At 64.7% G+C, this 19,980-nt stretch carries 22 protein-coding genes; 10 read left to right on the top strand and 12 right to left on the bottom strand.

The window, feature by feature from the left end; translation table 11 throughout:
• The first annotated feature begins 122 nt into the window (after window positions 1-122).
• Window positions 123-1,124 carry an MBL fold metallo-hydrolase gene (locus P9A17_RS21835; RefSeq protein ID WP_278040828.1) on the top strand — a complete coding sequence of 334 codons (1,002 nt, stop codon included), beginning with the start codon at window positions 123-125 and terminating at the stop codon, window positions 1,122-1,124.
• Here the strand turns inward: P9A17_RS21835 and P9A17_RS21830 are convergent.
• From P9A17_RS21830 to P9A17_RS21805, 6 genes are read right to left on the bottom strand one after another with little or no spacing between them, the layout of a single operon-like run.
• Window positions 1,114-2,055 (bottom strand): amidohydrolase family protein, encoded by a 942-nt coding sequence (locus P9A17_RS21830; protein WP_278040827.1) that lies wholly within the window; start codon window positions 2,053-2,055, stop codon window positions 1,114-1,116. The two genes, P9A17_RS21835 and P9A17_RS21830, sit on opposite strands and share 11 nt — an antisense overlap.
• Window positions 2,052-2,696: a TetR/AcrR family transcriptional regulator gene (locus tag P9A17_RS21825; protein WP_278040826.1), complete on the bottom strand. Its 645-nt coding sequence runs from the start codon at window positions 2,694-2,696 to the stop codon at window positions 2,052-2,054. The genes P9A17_RS21830 and P9A17_RS21825 overlap by 4 nt, the downstream gene beginning before the upstream one ends.
• Before the next feature lie 12 nt (window positions 2,697-2,708).
• A complete protein-coding gene (locus tag P9A17_RS21820) occupies window positions 2,709-3,653 on the bottom strand; it encodes an enoyl-CoA hydratase/isomerase family protein (protein ID WP_278040825.1) in 945 nt (314 codons plus the stop codon).
• Window positions 3,640-5,157 carry a bifunctional 3-(3-hydroxy-phenyl)propionate/3-hydroxycinnamic acid hydroxylase gene (locus P9A17_RS21815; RefSeq protein WP_278040824.1) on the bottom strand — a complete coding sequence of 506 codons (1,518 nt, stop codon included), beginning with the start codon at window positions 5,155-5,157 and terminating at the stop codon, window positions 3,640-3,642. Before P9A17_RS21815 ends, P9A17_RS21820 begins: the two co-directional genes overlap by 14 nt.
• Window positions 5,154-6,092 (bottom strand): fumarylacetoacetate hydrolase family protein, encoded by a 939-nt coding sequence (locus tag P9A17_RS21810; protein ID WP_278040823.1) that lies wholly within the window; start codon window positions 6,090-6,092, stop codon window positions 5,154-5,156. Before P9A17_RS21810 ends, P9A17_RS21815 begins: the two co-directional genes overlap by 4 nt.
• Window positions 6,089-7,219, bottom strand: a complete 1,131-nt coding sequence (locus P9A17_RS21805) for a VOC family protein (protein WP_278040822.1) — start codon at window positions 7,217-7,219, stop codon at window positions 6,089-6,091. Before P9A17_RS21805 ends, P9A17_RS21810 begins: the two co-directional genes overlap by 4 nt.
• A 168-nt stretch (window positions 7,220-7,387) precedes the next feature.
• Here P9A17_RS21805 and P9A17_RS21800 point away from each other — a divergent pair, with 168 nt between their 5' ends.
• Window positions 7,388-8,431 carry an alkyl sulfatase dimerization domain-containing protein gene (locus P9A17_RS21800; RefSeq protein ID WP_278040821.1) on the top strand — a complete coding sequence of 348 codons (1,044 nt, stop codon included), beginning with the start codon at window positions 7,388-7,390 and terminating at the stop codon, window positions 8,429-8,431.
• Between the two features lie 100 nt (window positions 8,432-8,531).
• Here the strand turns inward: P9A17_RS21800 and P9A17_RS21795 are convergent, their stop codons facing one another.
• Entirely contained in the window at window positions 8,532-9,371 is an 840-nt protein-coding gene (locus tag P9A17_RS21795; protein ID WP_278040820.1) for an SDR family NAD(P)-dependent oxidoreductase, read from the bottom strand.
• Window positions 9,368-9,712, bottom strand: coding sequence for a nuclear transport factor 2 family protein (locus P9A17_RS21790; RefSeq protein ID WP_278040819.1), 345 nt, complete (start codon window positions 9,710-9,712; stop codon window positions 9,368-9,370). The genes P9A17_RS21795 and P9A17_RS21790 overlap by 4 nt, the downstream gene beginning before the upstream one ends.
• Window positions 9,713-9,836: 124 nt before the next feature.
• Between P9A17_RS21790 and P9A17_RS21785 the strand changes: the two genes are divergently transcribed.
• Together P9A17_RS21785 and P9A17_RS21780 are read left to right on the top strand one after the other, a co-directional pair.
• On the top strand, window positions 9,837-10,664 hold the full coding sequence (locus P9A17_RS21785) for a MerR family transcriptional regulator (RefSeq protein ID WP_278040818.1): 828 nt from the start codon (window positions 9,837-9,839) through the stop codon (window positions 10,662-10,664).
• Window positions 10,665-10,731: 67 nt separating this feature from the next.
• Window positions 10,732-11,163 carry a pyridoxamine 5'-phosphate oxidase family protein gene (locus P9A17_RS21780; protein ID WP_278040817.1) on the top strand — a complete coding sequence of 144 codons (432 nt, stop codon included), beginning with the start codon at window positions 10,732-10,734 and terminating at the stop codon, window positions 11,161-11,163.
• 42 nt (window positions 11,164-11,205) lie between these two features.
• On the opposite strand, the gene P9A17_RS21775 is transcribed toward P9A17_RS21780, so the two are convergent.
• A complete protein-coding gene (locus P9A17_RS21775) occupies window positions 11,206-12,021 on the bottom strand; it encodes an alpha/beta hydrolase (protein WP_278040816.1) in 816 nt (271 codons plus the stop codon).
• Window positions 12,022-12,058: 37 nt separating this feature from the next.
• On the bottom strand, window positions 12,059-12,772 hold the full coding sequence (locus tag P9A17_RS21770) for an SDR family NAD(P)-dependent oxidoreductase (RefSeq protein WP_278040815.1): 714 nt from the start codon (window positions 12,770-12,772) through the stop codon (window positions 12,059-12,061).
• Between the two features lie 107 nt (window positions 12,773-12,879).
• On the opposite strand from P9A17_RS21770, the gene P9A17_RS21765 reads away from it, so the two are divergent.
• Window positions 12,880-13,482: a TetR/AcrR family transcriptional regulator gene (locus tag P9A17_RS21765; RefSeq protein WP_278040814.1), complete on the top strand. Its 603-nt coding sequence runs from the start codon at window positions 12,880-12,882 to the stop codon at window positions 13,480-13,482.
• A 476-nt stretch (window positions 13,483-13,958) separates the two neighbouring features.
• On the opposite strand, the gene P9A17_RS21760 is transcribed toward P9A17_RS21765, so the two are convergent.
• Window positions 13,959-14,402, bottom strand: coding sequence for a DUF2267 domain-containing protein (locus P9A17_RS21760; protein WP_278040813.1), 444 nt, complete (start codon window positions 14,400-14,402; stop codon window positions 13,959-13,961).
• Between the two features lie 176 nt (window positions 14,403-14,578).
• On the opposite strand from P9A17_RS21760, the gene P9A17_RS21755 reads away from it, so the two are divergent.
• From P9A17_RS21755 to P9A17_RS21740, 4 genes are all read left to right on the top strand, one after another.
• A complete protein-coding gene (locus P9A17_RS21755; protein WP_278040812.1) occupies window positions 14,579-15,304 on the top strand; it encodes a type 1 glutamine amidotransferase domain-containing protein in 726 nt (241 codons plus the stop codon).
• A gap of 219 nt (window positions 15,305-15,523) precedes the next feature.
• Complete coding sequence (locus P9A17_RS21750; protein WP_278040811.1) at window positions 15,524-15,934, top strand: hypothetical protein; 411 nt, start codon at window positions 15,524-15,526, stop codon at window positions 15,932-15,934.
• A 147-nt stretch (window positions 15,935-16,081) separates the two neighbouring features.
• Window positions 16,082-16,324, top strand: a complete 243-nt coding sequence (locus P9A17_RS21745; RefSeq protein ID WP_278040810.1) for a hypothetical protein — start codon at window positions 16,082-16,084, stop codon at window positions 16,322-16,324.
• A 23-nt stretch (window positions 16,325-16,347) separates the two neighbouring features.
• Window positions 16,348-16,905, top strand: coding sequence for a type 1 glutamine amidotransferase domain-containing protein (locus P9A17_RS21740; protein WP_278040809.1), 558 nt, complete (start codon window positions 16,348-16,350; stop codon window positions 16,903-16,905).
• A 392-nt stretch (window positions 16,906-17,297) separates the two neighbouring features.
• Here the strand turns inward: P9A17_RS21740 and P9A17_RS21735 are convergent, their stop codons facing one another.
• On the bottom strand, window positions 17,298-18,491 hold the full coding sequence (locus P9A17_RS21735; protein WP_278040808.1) for a low temperature requirement protein A: 1,194 nt from the start codon (window positions 18,489-18,491) through the stop codon (window positions 17,298-17,300).
• Between the two features lie 379 nt (window positions 18,492-18,870).
• Here P9A17_RS21735 and P9A17_RS21730 point away from each other — a divergent pair, with 379 nt between their 5' ends.
• Window positions 18,871-19,956, top strand: coding sequence for a trypsin-like peptidase domain-containing protein (locus P9A17_RS21730; protein WP_278040807.1), 1,086 nt, complete (start codon window positions 18,871-18,873; stop codon window positions 19,954-19,956).
• Window positions 19,957-19,980 lie beyond the last annotated feature (24 nt).

The raw sequence follows: 19,980 nt of genomic DNA, 5'->3' as shown, positions 1-19,980 counted from the left end.
TGGGGCTCACTCCGCAACTGAGGATTACGGCGGAACTGACGAATTCATCATAACCTATCGAGAGGGAGTCGCAGATCGTGTCACGGTGGAAGAGGTACGCGGCTGGCACGGCGATCGCACTGGTGGCGGTCGCCGGCATCGGGGGTGTTACCGCCTATGTGAAGCGTGACTGGATCATCGACCGCGCAATTCGCAGCCAGCTGGCCGAGTCCGAACAGTACGCGTTTGGTGCCGATGACCGATCGTTACGAATCCTGCTGTGTGGAACCGGATCTCCCGAAGCCAGCGCCAGTGCACAGGCCTGCACCATGGTGTCGGCCGGCGGTAGGCTCTTTGTTTTTGACGCCGGTGAAGGTGCCACGCGGTCGCTGGTGAACTCCGGCGTGCCGGTGCATGAGATCGAACAGGTTTTCATCACCCACTACCACTCTGATCACTTCAACGGACTCGGCACGTTGGTCAACTACGGGTGGATCTGGGGTCGGTCGGAACCGCTACCGGTGACGGGCCCGGAGGGCACGATCGCGGTGATCGACGCGTTGAACTCCGTCTACGCCCTGGATAACGGCTACCGGGCGGACAACATGTCCGACCTGTCATCAAACAAGTCCGGCGGGCAGGCGGTTCCGGCGGACATTCACTTTCCTGACAATGCGAGATCCGTCCGCGTCTACGACCGGGACGGAGTGACAATCGATGCCCATCTTGTGGTCCACGATCCGGTCAAACCTGCACAGGGATATGTCATTACCTACGGCGGCAAGAAGGTTTTCATCAGCGGGGACACCACGGTGAGCCAATTGAACATGCCTGCTATGCAGGACGCGGACCTTGTTGTTCACGAGGCCTATGCGTCGCACATGGTGCGGCGGGCCATCCCGATCATGCGCGGGATGGGCAACGAGTACGACGCGATGGTCGCCGAGCGCACCATCGACTACCACGCCGATACCATCGCGTTGGCACAGCAAGCCGAAGATGCCGGAGTGGAGCACCTCGCCCTGACGCACCTGACGCCCTACCCGGACGGCTTCGTCGCCCGGCGGCTCTTCACGCAAGGAATGAGCGATCACTACAGTGGTGAGATCACCGTCGGCGAGGACGGTATGGTGCTCACCCCGTGACGAACCTGGGGAACAGACCTGCGGCCGTCGAACCGGGGTTCAGCGTCAAGTCGGCCGCCTGCAGGACGGACTCCTGTGCCAGCGCCTGTGCCAGGGCAGTGACCGCAGGCGCAGGCGTGAAGGGAAAGTCACTGCCGTACAGCAGTTGTCGGGGTGAGACGACTTTCAGCAGCGACTCCAGGGCGACGGGCACCGGGAACCCGGCCAGGTCGAAGTACATTGAGCCCAGCGCCGCCGGCACATCGACAGGTGTTCCCGTGACCACCGTCATGGCGGCAACCCGGTGGGCCACCACCGGCAGTACGGCACCCGCGTGCGGAACCACCCAGCGGATGGCGGGGTACCGGGCCAGCGTTCCGGACAGGATCAGGTCGACGACGCAGCGGGTGGTGTCGAACAGGAACTCCAGCATCGGCCGGGGGTACCCCAACGCCGTTGCCTCCCACGCCGGCGGCGATGTCGGGTGCAGCAGCACCACATCGGCGTGGGCGTCCAGTTCGGCCAGCACAGAGTCGAATTCGGGATCGGTGAGATAGCGCCCGTGGTAGTTGGTCTTCACAGCGACCGCGTCAGCTGCCAGAACTGTTCTGGCCCGGTTCAATTCAGCCAGCGCGCCATCGACGTCGGGCAGCGGCAGTACGGCAGCCAGGCCGAAGGACGCCGGCCGGGCCGCCACCACCTCTGCCCCGAAGTCGTTGACATGTGCGGCCAGATCCCGTGCCGCCCGGTCGTCACCGAAATGCACTCCCGGCGATGAGATGGCGAGCACTGCGGCTGCGACCCCGCTGGCGGCCATCACCTCAAGCGCCTGCTCCACGCTCCAGCCGGGAATCCCCGGCATGCCGTCCGGTTCACCGAAACCTGCAGACTCACAGTCGGCCCGGTACCGCTGCGTCACGTAATGCGCGTGAACGTCCAGCCAGCCGGTCACTGCACCAGATTCGCGAGGTCCGGCAGCGGCCGTGTGCAGATCTCGTGCGCTTCCTCCGCAGACAACCCCAGCATGCGCAGCACGTCTTCGGTGACCTTGTCCGCCGATTGCGCATCGTCTCGGTCCGGATTCTTGCTGATCAGCTTTCCCAGCGCCAACAGGGCACCACCGGCTACGGCCAGCGCGAGCTCTGGGTCGTCGGTGTGGAACCTGCCGGCCGCCACGGCCGCCTTGATGTCGCGTAACGCCCTCGGCGCCAGCCCCCGCTCCGATACGGACAGATCAAGACCGTTGGCCAACAGGATCGCCGTCTCCTGCGGCCGGATCCGGAAGATGCGCCCGGTCAACCGGAAGCTGCATGCGAAGGTCTCCGCGGGATCCTCGATACCCTCGGTGAGCTCGTCGAGCAATGCGCCGTGGCCGTCCATCACCTCGGACACTGCGGCTGCGAACAGGTCTTCTTTGCTGTCGAAATGGTTGTAGAAGGAGCCCATTCCGACGTCGGCCGCCTGGGTGATCTCCAGGACCGGCACATTGAGCTTGCCTGCGGCGATGAAGGATTGGGCAGCTTTGAGCAACGCAGCCCTGGTGCGTTGTTTGCGTCGCTCGAGTCGGCTGACGGTTCCTGCTGGTTCGGTCATCGGCCCTACATGCTAGTCGCGCGCATTCAGGCTGACTGCATCACCGCGCACCCACGGGTCGGGTTCGGTGAGGAACACCGAGTCGCCGTCGCCTCGCCGGTCCACCCACTCCTGCAGCGCTCGGTGGGCCGCGGCGGCGTTGATGGAGATGGCGCTGGTGGCACCTTCATGGCGCAGGCTGTCAGCGGGGCTCAGGGCGTGGTGCTCATTGAAGATCTGCTTCTGTGCTGCGACGGTGGCCCGATTGCGGCGCGAGTACAGCTGCGCAAGCTCCATCGTCTCGTCCATCAATCTGCCGGCGGGCACCACCCGGTTCAGCAGACCCATGTCGAGAGCCTCCCGGGGGGAGTACTGCCGGCCTTGCAACAGCATCTCGAGGGCGCGCGACGGACCGATCAGTTGCGCCAGCCGCTGCCCCCCGACCGTGGTGGTGAGCCCGATCAACAACTCGGGCAGCATGAAGCCGGTGTGGTCGTCGTCGGCGGCCACGCGCACGTCGAAGCAGACCGAGAGCTCAAGGCCCCCGCCGCCGCAGGGACCACCGATGGCCGCGAGGTACACCGCGGGCGAGCGCATGATGCGCAGCACCACATCGTTGAAGCGGGTGATGCTGAGCAGGCCGCTGATGGGGCTGCGTTCGACGATGTCGCGGGCTGCGGGGAGGGCGGACACGCCGGCCAGGAGGCCCGACAACACACCGTGGGGCAGGACGCGACCGGTGGACGTGGCAAGAATGTCCTCGATGTCGAAGTGCGTGATGTAGCGGTGCTCGATTCCACCGGTGAGAATCACCGCGCCGATGGAGTTGTCGGCGTCGACGGCAATCGTCAGCGCATCGAGGTCCTTCTGCATCCGTGCCGTCATGAAATTGTAGGGCGGGTCCGACACCCGGGCCACCAGCACCCGATCGGTTTGTTCGACGGTGACAGTGTCCAACTGGAGGTCAGCGGCGCGCATGGTCTACCACTCCGACTTTTGCGATTGTCCTTGCCAGGAAACACAATTCGTCTGTACTGCGCGGTCCGCTACCTGTGGTCAGCACAGCGCGGTCAGGGCGGATCACCGCCGTTGTCACCTGCCCGCGCTGTAACCAGGCGCCGAGTTCGCTGGCGGCTGTCACTTCGAGCACCGCGACGCCGTCCTCGGCCAGCAGCGCCCGCTGTCGGCCGGGCAGCGCGTCACACGTGACCACCGCGACGCGGCTACCCACCAGTTCGTCGAGCCGCGCGCCGCCGAGATCGACGTTGGGACAGAGAGATCCGGCCAGGTCCCCGCGCACGCGGGTGCGACGCGTCAGCGCCGAGCGGCGCAGGGCAGGTGTGGCTGATGGTGCGTACCTGGCCGCCAGCGGCTGCAGGCGGGGCAGTATCCGGGTGCGCAAGAAGTCACCTCGGCGACCGCCTGCGGTCATGGCCCACCCGATGGCAACGGCGAATCGGATCATGCTGCGGGCGTGCGGTTTCCGTTCGCGCTGATAGGTGTCCAGCATGGACTCCGGCAGTGCCCCGCGGCACACCCCGGCGATCTTCCACGCCAGATTCATCGCGTCGCGCAGACCGGCACCCATTCCCTGACCGATGAACGGTGGAGTCAGGTGTGCCGCATCGCCCAGGAGAAAGATGTTGCCCCGCCGCCACCGGTCAGCAACCTGGGCGCGGAAGGTGTACTCACAGGTGCGGACCAGGTTCAGCCGTTCGAGCGACGGCGCCCACGGCCGGATCAGCGGCGCGATCTCGGCCAGCGTCCGGTAGTCGTCCTCGGTCTCGTGCGGCAATAGCTCAAACTCCCACCTGTAGCGGGTCTCGGTGACCCGCATGAAGGTCCCCGCCCGCACCGAACTGCATACCTGGTGCACGCCGTCCCACTGTCCCAGCGACTCGTCGGTGTCGATGTCGATGACGAGCCAGCGCTGTTCGAATCCCATCCCGGTCATCGTGGAGCCGATGGCCCTTCGGGTCAGGCTGTTCGCACCGTCACACCCCAAGACGTAGTCGGCGTCGATGCTCTCCTGCTCGCCGGTGCGCCGATCGGTGAACTGAACATTCACTGTTCCGCCCGGCAGGGTGTCGATGGCAGTGACCTCGGCATCGGAGCGCAACAGCGCTTCCGGGTACGCGGCCAGGTTGTCACGGAGCAGGCGTTCGAGCACCGGCTGGTCGAACATGTTGGACTCGGGGTAGCCGTTGACGCCGACGACCTCACGACGAAACTCATTGAGAACCTTGAGATCCGGTTCCACGAGGCGTAGCCCCAGACCGGGGCGCGAGGTCTTGGCGAAGTCCTCACCGATGCCGAGCCTAGCCAGGATCCGGAACACTTCGTCGTCGGCGGCCACCGCGCGCGGCTGCGGATAGATGTCGGCCCAGCGCTCGAGCACCACCGAGGCCACTCCGTGCTGCGCCATCAGCGTAGCCGCGGCGATCCCCGTCGGACCGCCGCCGACGATCACCACGCGGTTCACGCGTACCTGACCTTCATTCGCTGCACGCCGAGGTCGATGGCGCCGTCATCGGTGGACACCGAGGCTTCGACCAGATCACCGTCGCGCAGGTACTTGGGGTTCTTGGCCTGGGAGGTGAAGAAGCTCTTCCATTTCAGTGCGGGCGGCAGCAGCGCGCCGATCTTCTCGACGACCTTGGGCGGCGCGCTCAGGGCGGTGCCGATCGGGGTCCCGGTGAGGATCAGATCACCGGCCGCCAGGGTCTGGAAGCGGGTCAGCGACTGCAGCGCTTGCAGCGGGCGGTAGAGCATGTCACCTTCCACCAACGCGTTCTGCCGCTGCTCGTCGTTGACCGACAGGCGCAGGCGCAGATCGCCGAACCGCCTGAGCTCCTTGGCATCCAGCAGCACCAGTTCCGGTCCCGTCGGGGTGAAGGTCGGGTACGACTTGGCTTCGTAGAACTGGGTCTGCGGCAGCTGGATGTCCCGGGCGGAGACGTCGTTGGTGACCACCAGACCGGCCACATAGTCGGAAAGGTTCAGATCGGTCACCGTGGTTCCCACCGGCATGTCGGTGGCGATCACCAGACCGATCTCCACCTCGTAGTCCATGAATTTGACGTGTTGGGGTTTGACGATGTCGTCGGTGGGCCCGCTGATCGATGCCGACGACTTCCGGAAGAACGTCAGCGGGACGGATGCCGGATCCATGTTCGAATCCACCACGTGGGACTCGAAATTGGTCATCTGCGCCACCACGCGACAAGGTGCGGTGATGGGTGAGACCAGATTGAGTTGCTCGATCGCCACAGGTGTCCCGGAGGCAGCAGCGATGATGGCGGTGCGGTCGGCCAAGATCTGGCCGGTGGTCGTGGCTTTGGTGCTGATCTCGGCGGCATGGCCGGCATCGGTCTTGACCCACCAGGAGTCCGCGGTCTTCAGAATGGAGATGGTCATGAGGTCGCTACTTTCATCAGGCCGATGAGGCGGTGGATGTCGAATTCGTTGTCGTCACGAAGTGCGCTGATCATGGAAAGCAATTGCATACGAGCGTTTTTGGGGCCGGATTCCAGGAAGTCGCTGGTGACAGGAGGCCCCCACTGCGCCAGACCTGACGCCGTGAACGGCCCCCAGCCAGGCTCGAGGGAGTTGTCGAACATGTCGCCGTCGGTGAAGTGTTCGACCAGGAATCCATCCGGATCACGCCAGTAATCGAACAACTGACTGCCCTGGATGTGCCGTCCTATTCCCCACGACCGCAGATATCCGCGGTCACGTAGGTACTCACCTCCGGCGGCCAGCGCGTCGAGATCACTGACCTGGTAGGCGGAATGGACATAGCGGTTGGCGGGACCCAGCGCCAGGGCCAGCGTGTGGTGGTCGGCGGGCACCGAACCGAGGTCACATCGGATGAAACTCATCGCCGGGCCCCGCTCACGCTGCCCCGGGAAATACAGGAAGTCGCTGACGATCATCCCGAGGTTGTCCAGGTACCAGTTGAGGGTGGCCAAGTAGCGATTGGACTGCAGGACGACATGCCCCAGCCGCTGGATCCGCGCAGGTATCCGCGGTGGCCGTACGGTGGTGTTCATGCGCTGCACAGCTGCGCCGGAATTCATCGTAACCTGTTGCTGCTCAGGAAGTTCCGGGAGCTGGTGCATGCCCGCGACCACCTGGACCGGGCAGCCGCTGGGATCCGTCAACTGAACCGCAACCCCGCCGAGCGTCTCGGGCAGTCGCCGGGTGGGCGCTCCCACGGCGTCAGCCAGTCGCAGCACATCGATCTCGTCCTGGGCGCGGAACGCCACGCCGGTGAACTTCGTCTGCCCGGCGCGCCGGATGATCACCGCGGGCGAACCGGCGCGAGTGCCGCGCAGGTGGATCTCGTCCGGGGTGCGCAGAGCGGTCTGGAACCCGAAAGCCCTGGCGAATGCCTCGGCGCGCAGGAGGTCGGGCTTCTCGAACTCCAGCCACGCGATGTCCGCGACTTTGATCAGGGGATTGCGCCCCCGTCCGGGGTGCTCGCCGTGCAGGGCGCCGCCCTCGGAATGCAGGTCGTGATGTGCGTCGACAGCAGCTGTCATGGCCACCTCCTTCATAGTTATGATGATTTCGTCAGTTACGACGGTATCATCAGATTGAGTTCGTGCCCACCCCGAACCGAAAGGACCTCTCACCTGTGAACGGCCCCGACGCCCGGAACGCAGTGCGCCGCCGACGAATTGCTGCACGCGCTGCACAACCTGTACACGTTGCGCGGCACCAAGACCCGCGACGCCCTACTGTGGGTGAAATACCTCGATCAGATGCTCGGCACCTGGGGTGATGACGCCGAGGTCCTGTTCATCCAGCACCAGTGGCCGGTGTGGGGCAACGAGCGGGTGCGCCAGTTCATCACCGACTACCGCGACGTGCTCAAGTTCATCCACGACCGTATCCTGCACCTGGCCAACCGCGGCTACACACTCGCCGAGATGGGCGAGGCGGTGACCTTGCCGCCGGTGCTGGCGAAACCGTGGGCGACCAGGGACTACTACGGCACCGTCAGCCACAACGCCCGCGCCGTGTACAACTACTACCTAGGCTTCTTCAGCGGCAACCCCGCGGAGCTGAACCCGTTGACACCCACCGCAGCCGCACCGCGCTACGTCGAGTTGATGGGCGGCGTCGACGCAGTGGTGGGTCATGCCCGCGCGGCGTTCGAAAGCGGCGAATACCGTTGGGCTGCACAGCTTCTACAACATGCGGTGTATGCGAACCCGGACTGCGCGCAGGCCCGCTGCCTACAGGCCGACGCATTCGAGCAACTCGGCTACCAATCCGAGGCCGGCACGTGGCGCAACTTCTACCTTGTCGGCGCCAAGGAGCTCCGCGAGGGCGTGCCCGACCCCTGCATGCGGGGACCCTCGCCCAGCGGGCTGTCCGGCAGCGTGCCGCTCGATGCGGTGTTCGACTACCTCGGCATCGCCATGGACTCGGATCGCGCCGCCGGAATATCACTGACGGTCAACGTCGATGTCACCGACACCGGCGAGAAACGCAGCCTGGTGCTGAATCGGCAGGTGCTCAACGCATCGGGCCGGATGGCAGAGGAGCCGGACGTCACCGTCAGCGGTGACCACGCCGCCGTCACCGGACTGTTGCTCAGTGACGACCCGGCACAGGCACTGGATACGGTGTCCGTCGCCGGCCACGTGGACGTCCTCATGTCACTGCTCGCGCTGCGAACGGCGTTCCCGTTCTTCTTCCCGGTGGTGACCCGGCCCCGCGAAACGTCGCCGCAGCGCTATCGATAGTGGAGATCATCACGGCTGGCGGGACCGCATGTTGCTCAACGGTCAGATGACGCGGTAATAGCGGCCAAACCGGAGGAGTGTGTCCTGCTCAGTCGGCCGATTAGGAAGGGAAATCGGCGCTGCGAGAGAGGGTTTCGTTGGAGCTGATGTCGGCCAGGTTCTGCTGCAGCGAATCGATTACGGCGTCGTAGCCGCCGTTGCCCAGGACCAGCCGAGAGGGAGGCGGGTCCTGGGCCATCGCCGCGATCACCGCGCGGGCGCCGCGGTGCGGATCGCCGGGCTGTACACCGTCCATCCCGACGAAGGTGGCACGGACCTGTTCCAGCATGTCGTGATAGTCGGGAATCGCCTCCGAGACCGGCTCGTCGGCGAAGCCGGCGTAGGCGTTGGTGCGGAACGCCCCCGGCTCGACCGTCAGCACGCGGATGCCCTGGTCAGCGACCTCGTCGCGCAGCGCATCGGTGACGGCCTCGATGGCGAACTTCGTGGCGCTGTAGTAGCCGAAGCCGACCGCCGAGACAAGCCCGGCCACCGACGACACGTTGACGATCCACCCGTTCCCGCGGGTGCGCATCCCGGGGAGCACCGCCCGCGTCACCGACAGCACCGCGAAGAAGTTCAGCTCGAACATTGCCCGCACCGAGGACTCGTCCATCCCTTCGATCGATCCGTACCAACCACGGCCTGCGTTGTTGACCAGAACATCGATACCGCCGAAGTGTTCCTCCGCTGTACGCACCGCCTCCAGCACCTGCGCTGCATCGGTGACATCCAGCGAAACGACCAGGACACGGTCGCCGTATTGCCGCGCCCACGTCGCCAGCTCCTGCGGCCGCCGGGATGTGAGTGTTACGCGGTCACCCACCTCCAGCGCCGCCTCGGCGAACGCCGTCCCGAAGTTGCCGGGTGTGCCGCCCGTGATGAACCAGCGCCGGCTCATGGCTCGATCACCACCCGGCCGATGACGGTGCCGTCCAGGGTGAAGCGATACTGAAGGTCGGCGACCCCGCCGGGGAAGTCGCCCTCCAGATGCTGCCCGACATCGACGCCAGCGTCGGTCGGCCTCGCGCCGGTGAACTCGGCGGTGTACGTGTACTCGCTGGCCGCAGTCGCGATCCAGGACCCGATCTCGTCATGCCCGGTGTAGTCGTGGCCCTCGTCGGTCACCACGGCATCGTTGCTCAGCGTGGCCAGCGCCTGCTCTACCTCACGGGCATCGAGCGCCTTCATGAACGTTCTAACGGTCTCTGGGAGCGCATCCCAGTCTGTGGTGATGGTCATGACCCCACGGTGGAGCTTCCCCCAGGGGGAGGGTCAAGCCGGGGCCGCACTGTTGACCTTGCCCCTGGGGGAGACTCCACTATGGCGCTGCCAATAACGCGGAGCGCAGATCAAGGAGGGTGTCATGGGAGCGCAGGTCTCGATCGGTGACTTCGCCGTGATGACCAGCTTGAGCAGGAAAGCACTACGTCACTATCACGACCTCGGCATTCTCGAACCCGCCCACATCGACCCCCACTCCGGATATCGCTTCTACGACACCAGCCAGGTCGACCATGCTCACATCATCCGCCGATTCCGCTCCCTGGGCATGTCCATTCCCGACATCAAGGCGCTCCTGAGCACCGAAGACGCCGGTGCCCGCACCGACATCATCACCACCCATCTGGAACAGATGGAGGCGCAGCTGCAACAAACGCGCGAGACGGTGGGTGCCCTGCGCGAATTGCTCTCCCCCGCAAGTACTCCCGCCGACGTTACGGTGCGCCACGAACCGGAGCTCGCCGTCTGGTCGGTCTGCGCCACCATCGACGTCTCCGAGATCGATGACTGGTTCGGCGCGTCGCTCACCACGCTGCACGATGCCGTCGCCACGGCCACAGGCACGCCCACCGCGGTGGTGCCGGGCGGCCTCTACGAGCGCGCGCTGTTTCTCGAACAGCACGGCAGCGCAACCATGTTCGTCCAAGCACCAACATCCGCGGATCCCCCGGAGGGTATCCACCCCGAGGTCTTACCCAAGACCGAATTCGCGGTGCTCACCCACTCCGGCGGCCATGATGGGATCGACCGCAGTTACGCAGCCCTGGGGATCTATGTCAACGAGCACCTGATCAGCGATCAGGGGCCCATCCGCGAACACTACATCGGTGGCACGGCAACAGATCCGGGGAGGTTCACGGCCACCGAGATCTGCTGGCCGATCTTCCACACCACTGCGCCCTCGAAATGACAGACATGCACAAGCGCTCGCCGCTTGGACCGGGAATCGTGACGGGTGCCACTCGGTTGGTCTGATCATGTCGAAGATGAGCAGCACGGAACGCGAGACCTACTTGGCCGATCTGCATGTCGGCGTGATCGCCGTCGAACGCCCTGACCGCGCACCGCTGTCGGTACCGATCTGGTATGCCTATGAGCCTGGCGGCGAGGTGCTTGTCTCCAGCTTGGCCGGGTCGCTCAAGGCGCGCCTGATCACTGCGGCCCGGCGCTTCACCATCACCGCTCAGGACGAGACGTACCCGTACCGCTACGTCAGCGCCGAGGGACCGGTGATCGCTATCGAGACGGCCGATGACGCCACGATGCGCGCGATCGCCGTTCGCTATCTCGGTGAGGAGGGGGGCAACGAGTTCACGGAGTCGTTCGCGAAGGACCATCCCGACGCCGAATCGCTCCTCTTCCGGATGCGCCCCGAGCACTGGCTCAGCGTCGACTACTCCAAGGAGTAACGGTTTCGCATCGACGTCGGCCGCGAAGCATCGCGACCACTGTTACTCGGCGGGTGCCATGTTCCAGTCTTCGAGAATGTGGATCAGGGTGCGCGATGTCTGATCGGGAGCATCCCATGTCACGAGGTGACCGGCATGGGGGATGACTTGCTCGCGAACGCGGTCGGCGGCGGCCCAGCGAGGCATCGCATCGGCGATGTTTCCGGTGCGGTCCTCGGCGCCGCGGACAAGCGCGAGCGGTACCGGGAACCGCAGCTGCGGTTGGGGTTCGATGAAGGATATTGTCGCTCGCCACACCTGGATGAACCTGCGTTTGGGCATGTGGGCGAAGATTGTCGCGGCCCGCTCGACGGCGTCCGGAGTCACCGCTGATGCTCGCGCCAGAACATTGGGAAGGCGCCCGGCAGGGATCAGCGAAAGTAAGGGGGCGGCCAACCGAAGCGACAAGCGCTCGAATTTTGTCAGTGGGCCGGTGTTCCACGTCGAATCCATGACGACCACTGCGCTAACGAGTTCAGGATGGTCGTGGGCCAAGGTCTGCGCCATGTTTCCGCCCAGTGAATGCCCCACCAGTACAGGCCGGTTGACATTGCACTCGCCCAACAGCGCGCGCATGTCGGCGAGTGCGTCCGACCCGGTGAAAAGCACGCCCTCGGCGAGCGTCGACTGTCCGTGTCCGCGAAGATCCCACGCGATGACGCGAAAACCCCGCTGTACGAGCGCGGTTGCCTGCGCTTCGAAGATCGAATGGTCGGCGCCGGCGCCGTGGATGAGTACGACGGGCGTGCCGGTGCCACCGCTGTCTGCGAATGCGATCGAGGCGTGGGGACGGGCGAGTCGCGCATTCAGTTCCGGCACATTCTGAACATAAAGGACCCGGCCGGCGTGGCGAGCCTCAGAGAGTGAAGGCCTGCGGCGGCCCCGCCAATGTGGCCTTGGCCTGCAGGCCGATCGCGTCGGCGATCTCGATCTCGCCTGCCTCCAGTCCGTCGAGCGCCAGTTCGACAAGTGCGGCCGGTTCAGTGACCGCGCCTTCGGGGAAGTCGATCCCGACCTTGCGGGCGAAGTCGTACAAGGTCTCAGTTCCAATGAGTCCGGGAACGAGGCCGACGACATGTGTTCCCTGCCTGGCTAATTCGAGGCGCACACCGTTGGTGAGTCCCCACTCGGCTGACTTGGCCGCGGCGTAGGCGGTGTTACCGTCAACCGTGAGCCACGCGGCTGCCGACAGCACGTTGACGATGGATCCGCCGCCGTTGCGCGCGAGAACCGGTGCGAATGCCCGGATGACGTTGAGCGTGCCGAAGTAGTTCGATTCCATGACGTGGCGGATGGCCTCCAGGTCGCCGGTCACCAGATTGCCGCCCGCGGTGTCGGCCGCATTGTTGATCAAAATATCGACGTCCTCGGCGATTTCAGCGGCGGCCCGGACAGACTCCGGATCCATGATGTCCAAGCGGAGCACTTCGGCCCCCGGGATGTTCACGAGCTCGGGCCGTCGCGCCGTGGCGTAGACCTTGGCCCCGCGGCGCAGGAGTTCGGTCGCGAAATGCAAGCCGATGCCGCGATTGGAACCGGTGACCAAGGCCGTGGCGCCTGCCAATTTCATGTGTCCTCCAAAGCATTCGGCATGCAGAAAAAATGACCGGGTGGTCATCTTGACTCACGCACTGTAGGCATAAGATGACCAGCCGGTCAACTTGCTAGTGTGCGAGGGTGACCTCATCCACCCGCGCCTTACGTGCCGATGCCGCGCGCAATCGCGAGGCACTCCTGGCCGCGGCCGAGGAAGTGTTCGCTGAACGCGGCGTCGAGGCCTCAGTCGCGGATATCGCGCGTCGCGCGGGGGTAGCCAAGGGCACGGTGTTCCGGCACTTCGCCTCCAAAGAGGATTTGATCGCGTCCCTTGTCTGCGAGCACCTCGTCACACTCACCGACGCCCTGCACGGGTTGGCGGATGCCCGTGATCCCGGCGCGGCCCTCCTTGAATTCCTCACCATTGCCGCCGACCAACGGCGCCAGCACGATCTGACCTACCTGCAGAAGTACAGCGCAAACGACGCAAGGGTGATCGCGATCCGCGACGCGGTGCATGCCGGAGTGGCGACATTGGTGGCCAACGCCCGTGCAGCCGGTGCGATCCGCGCCGACGTCACCGGAACAGATGTTTTCCTCCTGATGTGCGCACCGGTGCACGTGATGGACGGCCATCCCGAGCCGCCGCCCGACCTGTGGCGGCGCTACCTGGCGATCATCTTCGACGGGTTACGGCCCGAAGGGGCGAGCCCGTTACCGCTGCCCGCCCCCGAATTGCCTTGAGCGGCTAAGATTCCCGCTCGTCAGCGGCCGCCCGGGATGGCGACGGCAACAGTGGGCAGCGGCCCACACCACGAGCCCTTGGGATGATCGCTGAACGGGGGAGGACGTGGCGTGAATCCCGCGATTGTGTTGGGTCGGGGTGCCTGCATCTTTCGAAGGGCGTTGGTCCTGCCGACCGGAGGGGTCTGGCGTGACGGTGTGAGCGGCCATCGGCGGGCGGTGCACTGGCGCAGCGTCACATTCCGATCAGCGAGCGCATTCTCGGACCGTCGAATGCGATAGTGGGCTCGGCGAGCGTCGGTGAGGTCGTCACGCCCGCGCACTGCCGGCTGGTCTCGCTGTCCAGGCCGCCACGGCGAGCCAGGCGGCGATCTACCAACACAACAATGTCGAAACACCCATATTTGTGAAGAGCCTCGAACGAAAAGCACTCTCGGCGGGGCGGTGAAGGCGAACCCCACGAATAGGGCTAACGCCTAGGGCGACGGCAGCAGCTCGGTGAACTCCGCAGGCAGCTGCGACAGAAAGTCGTTGAACTCCCTGCGGTTTACCGCCTCCCGCAAGGTCGACAGCACCGCCTCGACTCCGGTCCTAGTCTCGGTCTTGTTCAGGCCGGTGCGGGCGCTGACGCTCTGAATCAGGTCGTCCAGGTCGAATCGCTTGGGACCTCTACTGTTCCATCGCACTGAGTCGACGAGCTCCTCGGGAAGCGCTCGGATCAGGTGGCGGACCTCGCCGGCGCTGACTCGCATCGCCAAGGCCTCAAGTACCGCACGGGTCAGATCGGCCGCTTCCCCTTTCGACAGCATGGCGCGCTCGGCGACGTCGCGATAAAACTCGTGAGCATCCATCAAGATCATCTCCATGTCATTCCACAGAACGGTGGTGCTCTCGGACAATGCCCGCTTCTGCGTGGCCACGCACCAACCTGTGGTGAGTAAGAGTCGTTGGGCCATCTGTTCTGGCAGATCGAAACCGCGGCAAAGCCCTCAGGACAAGCGGAGCCGGCACTTTTCGCACCGGTGTGTCCAAGACCGCGCGCTGCGTCGGCGGCAACATATCGACGCAGACGGCCAATTCGGCGAGGAGGCGACCCATGGCTCGAATACTGATCGTGCTCTCCGGCAGCGATCACTGGACCTTGTCTGACGGCACCCGCCATCCCACCGGCTTCTGGGCCGAAGAATTCATCGAACCCCACCGCACCTTTCGCGATGCAGAGGTCGACACCGACATCGCCACCCCGGGTGGCGTCCGGCCGACTGTCGATCAGATCAGCCTGGCGCCCGATCGCATCGGCGGCCAACAACGAGCCGCCGAGCTGTGTAACTATCTGGAATCCCTGGAGCACGAGCTCGCCGCCCCGACGTCGCTGGAACACGCCGCCGACAACCTCGGCGTCTACGACGCCGTCTTCATTCCGGGTGGCCACGGGCCGATGGAAGATCTACCGGACTGTCGACCGCTGCGCCGAATTTTGGTCGAACTCTTCGACACGGGGCGAGTCGTTGCTGCGGTCTGCCATGGGCCGGCCGGACTTCTGGCGGGCCGCCGCGAGGATGGCACCTGGCTGTTCGCCGGCCGACGGATGACCGCCTTTACGAATGAGGAAGAGCGCCAAGCGGGTCTGGCCGACCGTGCCAAGTGGCTACTGGAGACCCGACTGCGCGAGGAGGGAGCGGCCTTCGACAAGGGGCCGCCCTGGAAATCGCATGTAGTGGTCGACGGGCGCCTTGTCACCGGCCAGAATCCGGCGTCCTCGAAGCAGACGGCCGAACGCGCGCTTGCCGTCCTCATGGCGACCGTCTCCCCGCCGTCGTGACGTACGAAGGAGCCACAGGTGCATGTCCGTTACACAGTCATCACCGCCGACCCTGAACGGATCGACGACGCCCTCGCATACATCGCCTCTGATGGCCGGTCGCTTCTGGAGTCAGAGCCTGGCGAACGAGGCATGTCCCTGCAGGTGTCTCCTGATCTGGCCGTCGCGGTCCTCGAGTCGTTCTGGGTCTCACATGACGCCCTCCGAGCAAGCGAACGCGTGGAAAGCGTCGTGCGTGAGCAAGCGATTCGTCGTGCCGTCGGCACCGCCTCGGTCGAGCGATTTCGGATGACCAGCGTGATTCGGGTGGGGCGAGAAGAGAGCGGTGCGGGCGTGCGCCACACCGTCTATCAGACGGATCCCGACGCACTAGAAGCGGCGATAGCCGGATACGAAGACACCGTGACGCCTTGGCTGACCGAAACCGACGGATTCGTCAGTGCGGCCCTGCTTGTCGATCACCGGTCGGGACGGCAAGTGAGCCAAACCATCTGGCGCGACATCGATGCACTGGTGAAGAGCCGTAGCCCTGCCGCGGCGATCCGGGTTGATGCCGTCGCGGCGACCCAAAGCGCCGTAGTTGCACTCGACGAGTACGGATTGGTCTTTCGGTCCACTCGGACGGAATGAACCACCTTGCCCGCGCAGCAGATCGATACAACGAGAAGTGTTGTGCGCCGGGCTTCCCTGAAGTGATTCCCTAGGACCAAATCGAGTGCCAGGAATAGACCTGCCGGGCCGTCCACTGTCGACGAATCGCTGAATACCGTTGATCTCATGACTGATACCACGGAAAACCAGAACGCCACTGACACCCAAACCGCCAGCGGAAGCGAGTCCACCAACCTTCCTGCCGCGCCCGGAGGCAACCCGGACAACCGCGAAACCGTTCAGAACTTGGACGCACCCGAACTGCGCACTGCCGTGATAGAGCTGCTGACGATCATCGACGACTCCGATGACCTGGACGTTGTCGTCACCATCTCAGACGACGGCACTGTAGTCGTCGAGGCTGCCTAGCCCGACGAGCAGTGGAGAATCCGATGACACAGGAACTTCGGGGACAGCGCGTCGGCATATTGGCCGCCGACGGCGTCGAGCGGATCGAACTCGAACAGCCCCGCGGAGCGCTACACGGCGCCGGAGCCACGACCGAGATCATCTCGCTGCATCCCGGCGAGATCCAAGCCCGGCAGTTCGACATGCTGGCCGCTGGAAGCTTTCCGGTCGACCGTGTGGTGGCCGACGTGTCCGCCGATGACTACGACGCATTGTTGTTGCCGGGCGGAACCGTCAACCCGGACCAACTGCGGATGAACGCCGACGCGGTCGGCTTCGTCAAGGCGTTCGCTGCCACCGGCAAGCCGATCGCGGTGATCTGCCACGGGCCGTGGACTCTCGCAGAAGCGGATGTCCTTGCGGGAGTGCGGATCACGTCATGGCCGAGCATCCGCACCGACCTCCGGCGAGCGGGAGCCGACGTCGTCGACGAGGAGGTCGTGATCGATCGCCAATTCGTCTCCAGTCGATCACCCAATGACCTACCGGCTTTCTGCGCGGCAATGGTGACCCAGTTCGCGAAGGCACGACAGCACAGCTGATACGAAGGCTCTCAGCTCTCCGGCGGCGCGAACTGGATCAGTGTCGGCCTTCGCACTTGCGGTTCGCGTGCCGGTGCTGCTGGGGACATGATTGCCGTCCGCTGCTATTCACCGGTGATGTTGTTCTCCGACACCACCTTCTCGGGGTGATTCGGACCAGCAGCATCCCTTCGCCCCATTGATCCGGCCGTACTTCTGCGCCCGCGCTGGCCCGGCATAGCGGCGGGCATTGAGAGTGGCGGCGCGCAGCACCTCGCCCACTTGGCTGTCCGGGTCCCCGCGGTGACCAAATCCCGGTACTCGGCATCCGACATTGGTGGCACAACTATCCCCAGGGTGAAATCACGAGTCGACCGGATTGTCACGTCGACGTTTCAGCAAGAGCGTCGTTCTCACCACACGACTTCCTGTGTGCCGGTTCCGATCTGGGGTCTACGCCACAATTCCCATGCCAGTCGCACGACTCCGATCACGGTGAGAGCCAGTAGCGACACAATGGAAGAGGCAGAAGTCGCCAACGGAAACACCAGGATCGCCGCCGCGGCGGCGAGAAGCCGGTCAACTGTTAGCTGGTGATGGTCACGCCACCGGTAGGCCACCTCCCCCGCGTAGAACAGTGCCACCCCACCGGTGAGAGCGAGGGCGGGCAGCGGCGGTAGCGGCTCGTCGATGTTTTCCACCGAAACCCGTGCCCCGAGTGCGAAGAAGACGATTCCTGCGACCAACGGTAGGTGGAGATAGCTGTAGGCGTCGCGCGCCAATTGCGCACGTTCGCCGGCGGGTGTCAGCCGCAAACGCTCCTCAGCGCCTGTGGTGAGGCCGAAGTAGGTCCACCACAGGGTACCGGTGATCAGGACCCCGAGAATTACAGCGGTGAGGACGCCCGGGTGATGCAGATCTTCGATTGCGCCCGCTCCCAGCGCAATGATTGCCTCGCCCAGCGCGATGATGATGACCAATCCGTGGCGGTGGACGAAATACGAAGGTACGACGGATAGTCCGTTGATTCCGGCAATCAAGGGGCTGCCGAAGTCGGCCACCGCCGCGGCGACCCACAGCAACTCACGGTAGGGGGATGCGACAAATGCGCCGGTAACGATCAGGACCGGTCCGACGAGCAGGCCGGGCACCAGTCGGCGGATCGCCGAGGCCAATTCAGCTTCGCCTCGGGACGCAGAGGCAATGAACATCCCTGCGTTGATAAGACGGACGGCGAACAATGAGAGTGCGAAAACGAGGGCCCCGGTGGTGAACGCGATCGGCAGCGCGGTCACCGCGATGAGCATCGCCGCCATCGCGACGATCATCAGACTCGTATGGATCACGCGCGCGATTTCGAACAAGTTGGTCAACCAGGCGTAACACACCCAGGCCCACCAGAGGGCGAATAGCGCGAGCACACCCCGACCGAAGCCCTGCCAGGAGATGTCGTGGAGCATCAGGTGGGTGACCTGCGACATCGCGAAGACGAACGCGAGGTCGAAGAACAACTCCAGGTAGCCCACCGACCGGTCATCCGGCTCCTTGAATTCATCCGAATCGGGCTTGCGACCGGCCGATCCTGCGGCACCATCGCCGACCGTCATCGTCGTCCCGTCATGGTCGGTGACAAAGCAACCTCCGGGTCGAATCGGAACGTGTGCCGGCCACCGTCGTCGTGGGCACCGGGGTGTTGATCAGCCTGAACCGCGACGCGGCCCACGTCATCGTCCTCGGAGGTCCACTCCGTCACGGAAACTTTGAACTGTCGGTACGACGCTGTGGCTCCGACCAGTGGGCACAGTGTTTACCCAGGGCGGACGAGACACCTCACTGCGGCCGCAGGCTCGGGGTCGCGACGTTGTCTGGTGATGTGGCCACCACGATGCACGTAGATCGAAATATGTTGGGGTGCAACGTTATCCCTGGAGTGTCGGCACATGGTGGCCGCTTTGAGGTCAGCGGTGAAACGGAGGCAGTGAGCTGATGCGTACAACATCGACCGTAGGGCCCGCGGTGTGGGTACCGCGGCTGCTCGTCGTCACGGTGATCACCCTCCTCGCCGCATGCAGTGGCGCGACCGACTCCGGCTCGACCGATTCCGGCTCGACCGACTCCGGATCGGCCACTCCCTCCGCGACCCATCCCATGTCGACGGCGCCGGCGGTAGCGGCCGGTGCGGATCTGCCGGCATTGGTCCGGCGGGTCGAACCCTCGGTGGTCACGGTGCTCACCGAAAGCGGCGTGGGCAGCGGCATTGTCTATAGGGCCGACGGCACGATCGTCACCAACGCCCACGTAGTCGACGGCGCGCAAGACGTCACCGTAGCCCTCGCCGACGGTCGGAGGGTCTCGGGCACTGTCCGTGGTGCCGACGAGATTTCCGACGTCGCCGTCATCCAAGTCGACCGCACAGGCCTGCCGGCAGCGGCATTTCAGGAGCCGCTGCCCCACATCGGTGAGCTCGCCGTAGTAATCGGTAGTCCCTTGGGGTTCGCGGCCACCGTCACATCCGGCATCATCTCGGGATTACACCGCCAGATTCCGGGGTCGGCTTCGACGGGCGCACCGTTGGTAGATCTCATTCAGACCGATGCCGCCATCTCGCCGGGTAACTCCGGGGGTGCGGTGCTCGATGCGCAGGGAGAAGTTGTCGGTATGAGTGTGGCCTACATTCCTCCGACGGAGGGTGCGGTATCTCTCGGTTTCGCGATCCCCGCCGCGACGGTCGTCGACGTCGCCGACCAGCTGCTGACCACCGGGACCGTCCGCCACCCGTTTATCGGTATTCAGCCCGCTACCCTGACTCCTGAGATTGCGCGGACACTGGGAATCGACCGCACCGATGGTGTGGTTGCCATGCAGGTTCTGACGCCAAGTCCCGCCGCGGAGGCCGGCATTCAACCCGGCGACATCATCATTGCTTTGAACGGTCAGGAAACCGCGATGGCGGAGGACCTGATAGCGGGGCTTCGTAACACCAAACCGGGTGACCGCGTGCAGTTGTCGGTGCTTCGCGGAGGCGAGACCCAAGACATTGCAGTCACAGTTGCAGAACGCGCCCCTTCCTAGACTCATCCGACAATCTGCTGGTAG

This window comes from Mycobacterium sp. 236(2023) (assembly GCF_029623955.1).
Lineage (GTDB): Bacteria > Actinomycetota > Actinomycetes > Mycobacteriales > Mycobacteriaceae > Mycobacterium.
This window is presented reverse-complemented; position numbering and strand designations above follow the sequence as displayed.

What these genes read in the sequence shown, in the direction of transcription:
- P9A17_RS21825 (WP_278040826.1), bottom strand. Translation starts at nt 2,696, where the DNA reads ATGACCGAACCAGCAGGAACCGTCAGCCGACTCGAGCGACGCAAACAA.
- P9A17_RS21820 (WP_278040825.1), bottom strand. Translation starts at nt 3,653, where the DNA reads ATGCGCGCCGCTGACCTCCAGTTGGACACTGTCACCGTCGAACAAACC.
- P9A17_RS21810 (WP_278040823.1), bottom strand. Translation starts at nt 6,092, where the DNA reads ATGACCATCTCCATTCTGAAGACCGCGGACTCCTGGTGGGTCAAGACC.
- P9A17_RS21805 (WP_278040822.1), bottom strand. Translation starts at nt 7,219, where the DNA reads ATGACAGCTGCTGTCGACGCACATCACGACCTGCATTCCGAGGGCGGC.
- P9A17_RS21795 (WP_278040820.1), bottom strand. Translation starts at nt 9,371, where the DNA reads ATGAGCCGGCGCTGGTTCATCACGGGCGGCACACCCGGCAACTTCGGG.
- P9A17_RS21790 (WP_278040819.1), bottom strand. Translation starts at nt 9,712, where the DNA reads ATGACCATCACCACAGACTGGGATGCGCTCCCAGAGACCGTTAGAACG.
- P9A17_RS21785 (WP_278040818.1), top strand. Translation starts at nt 9,837, where the DNA reads ATGGGAGCGCAGGTCTCGATCGGTGACTTCGCCGTGATGACCAGCTTG.
- P9A17_RS21780 (WP_278040817.1), top strand. Translation starts at nt 10,732, where the DNA reads ATGTCGAAGATGAGCAGCACGGAACGCGAGACCTACTTGGCCGATCTG.
- P9A17_RS21770 (WP_278040815.1), bottom strand. Translation starts at nt 12,772, where the DNA reads ATGAAATTGGCAGGCGCCACGGCCTTGGTCACCGGTTCCAATCGCGGC.
- P9A17_RS21755 (WP_278040812.1), top strand. Translation starts at nt 14,579, where the DNA reads ATGGCTCGAATACTGATCGTGCTCTCCGGCAGCGATCACTGGACCTTG.
- P9A17_RS21745 (WP_278040810.1), top strand. Translation starts at nt 16,082, where the DNA reads ATGACTGATACCACGGAAAACCAGAACGCCACTGACACCCAAACCGCC.
- P9A17_RS21740 (WP_278040809.1), top strand. Translation starts at nt 16,348, where the DNA reads ATGACACAGGAACTTCGGGGACAGCGCGTCGGCATATTGGCCGCCGAC.
- P9A17_RS21735 (WP_278040808.1), bottom strand. Translation starts at nt 18,491, where the DNA reads ATGACGGTCGGCGATGGTGCCGCAGGATCGGCCGGTCGCAAGCCCGAT.
- P9A17_RS21730 (WP_278040807.1), top strand. Translation starts at nt 18,871, where the DNA reads ATGCGTACAACATCGACCGTAGGGCCCGCGGTGTGGGTACCGCGGCTG.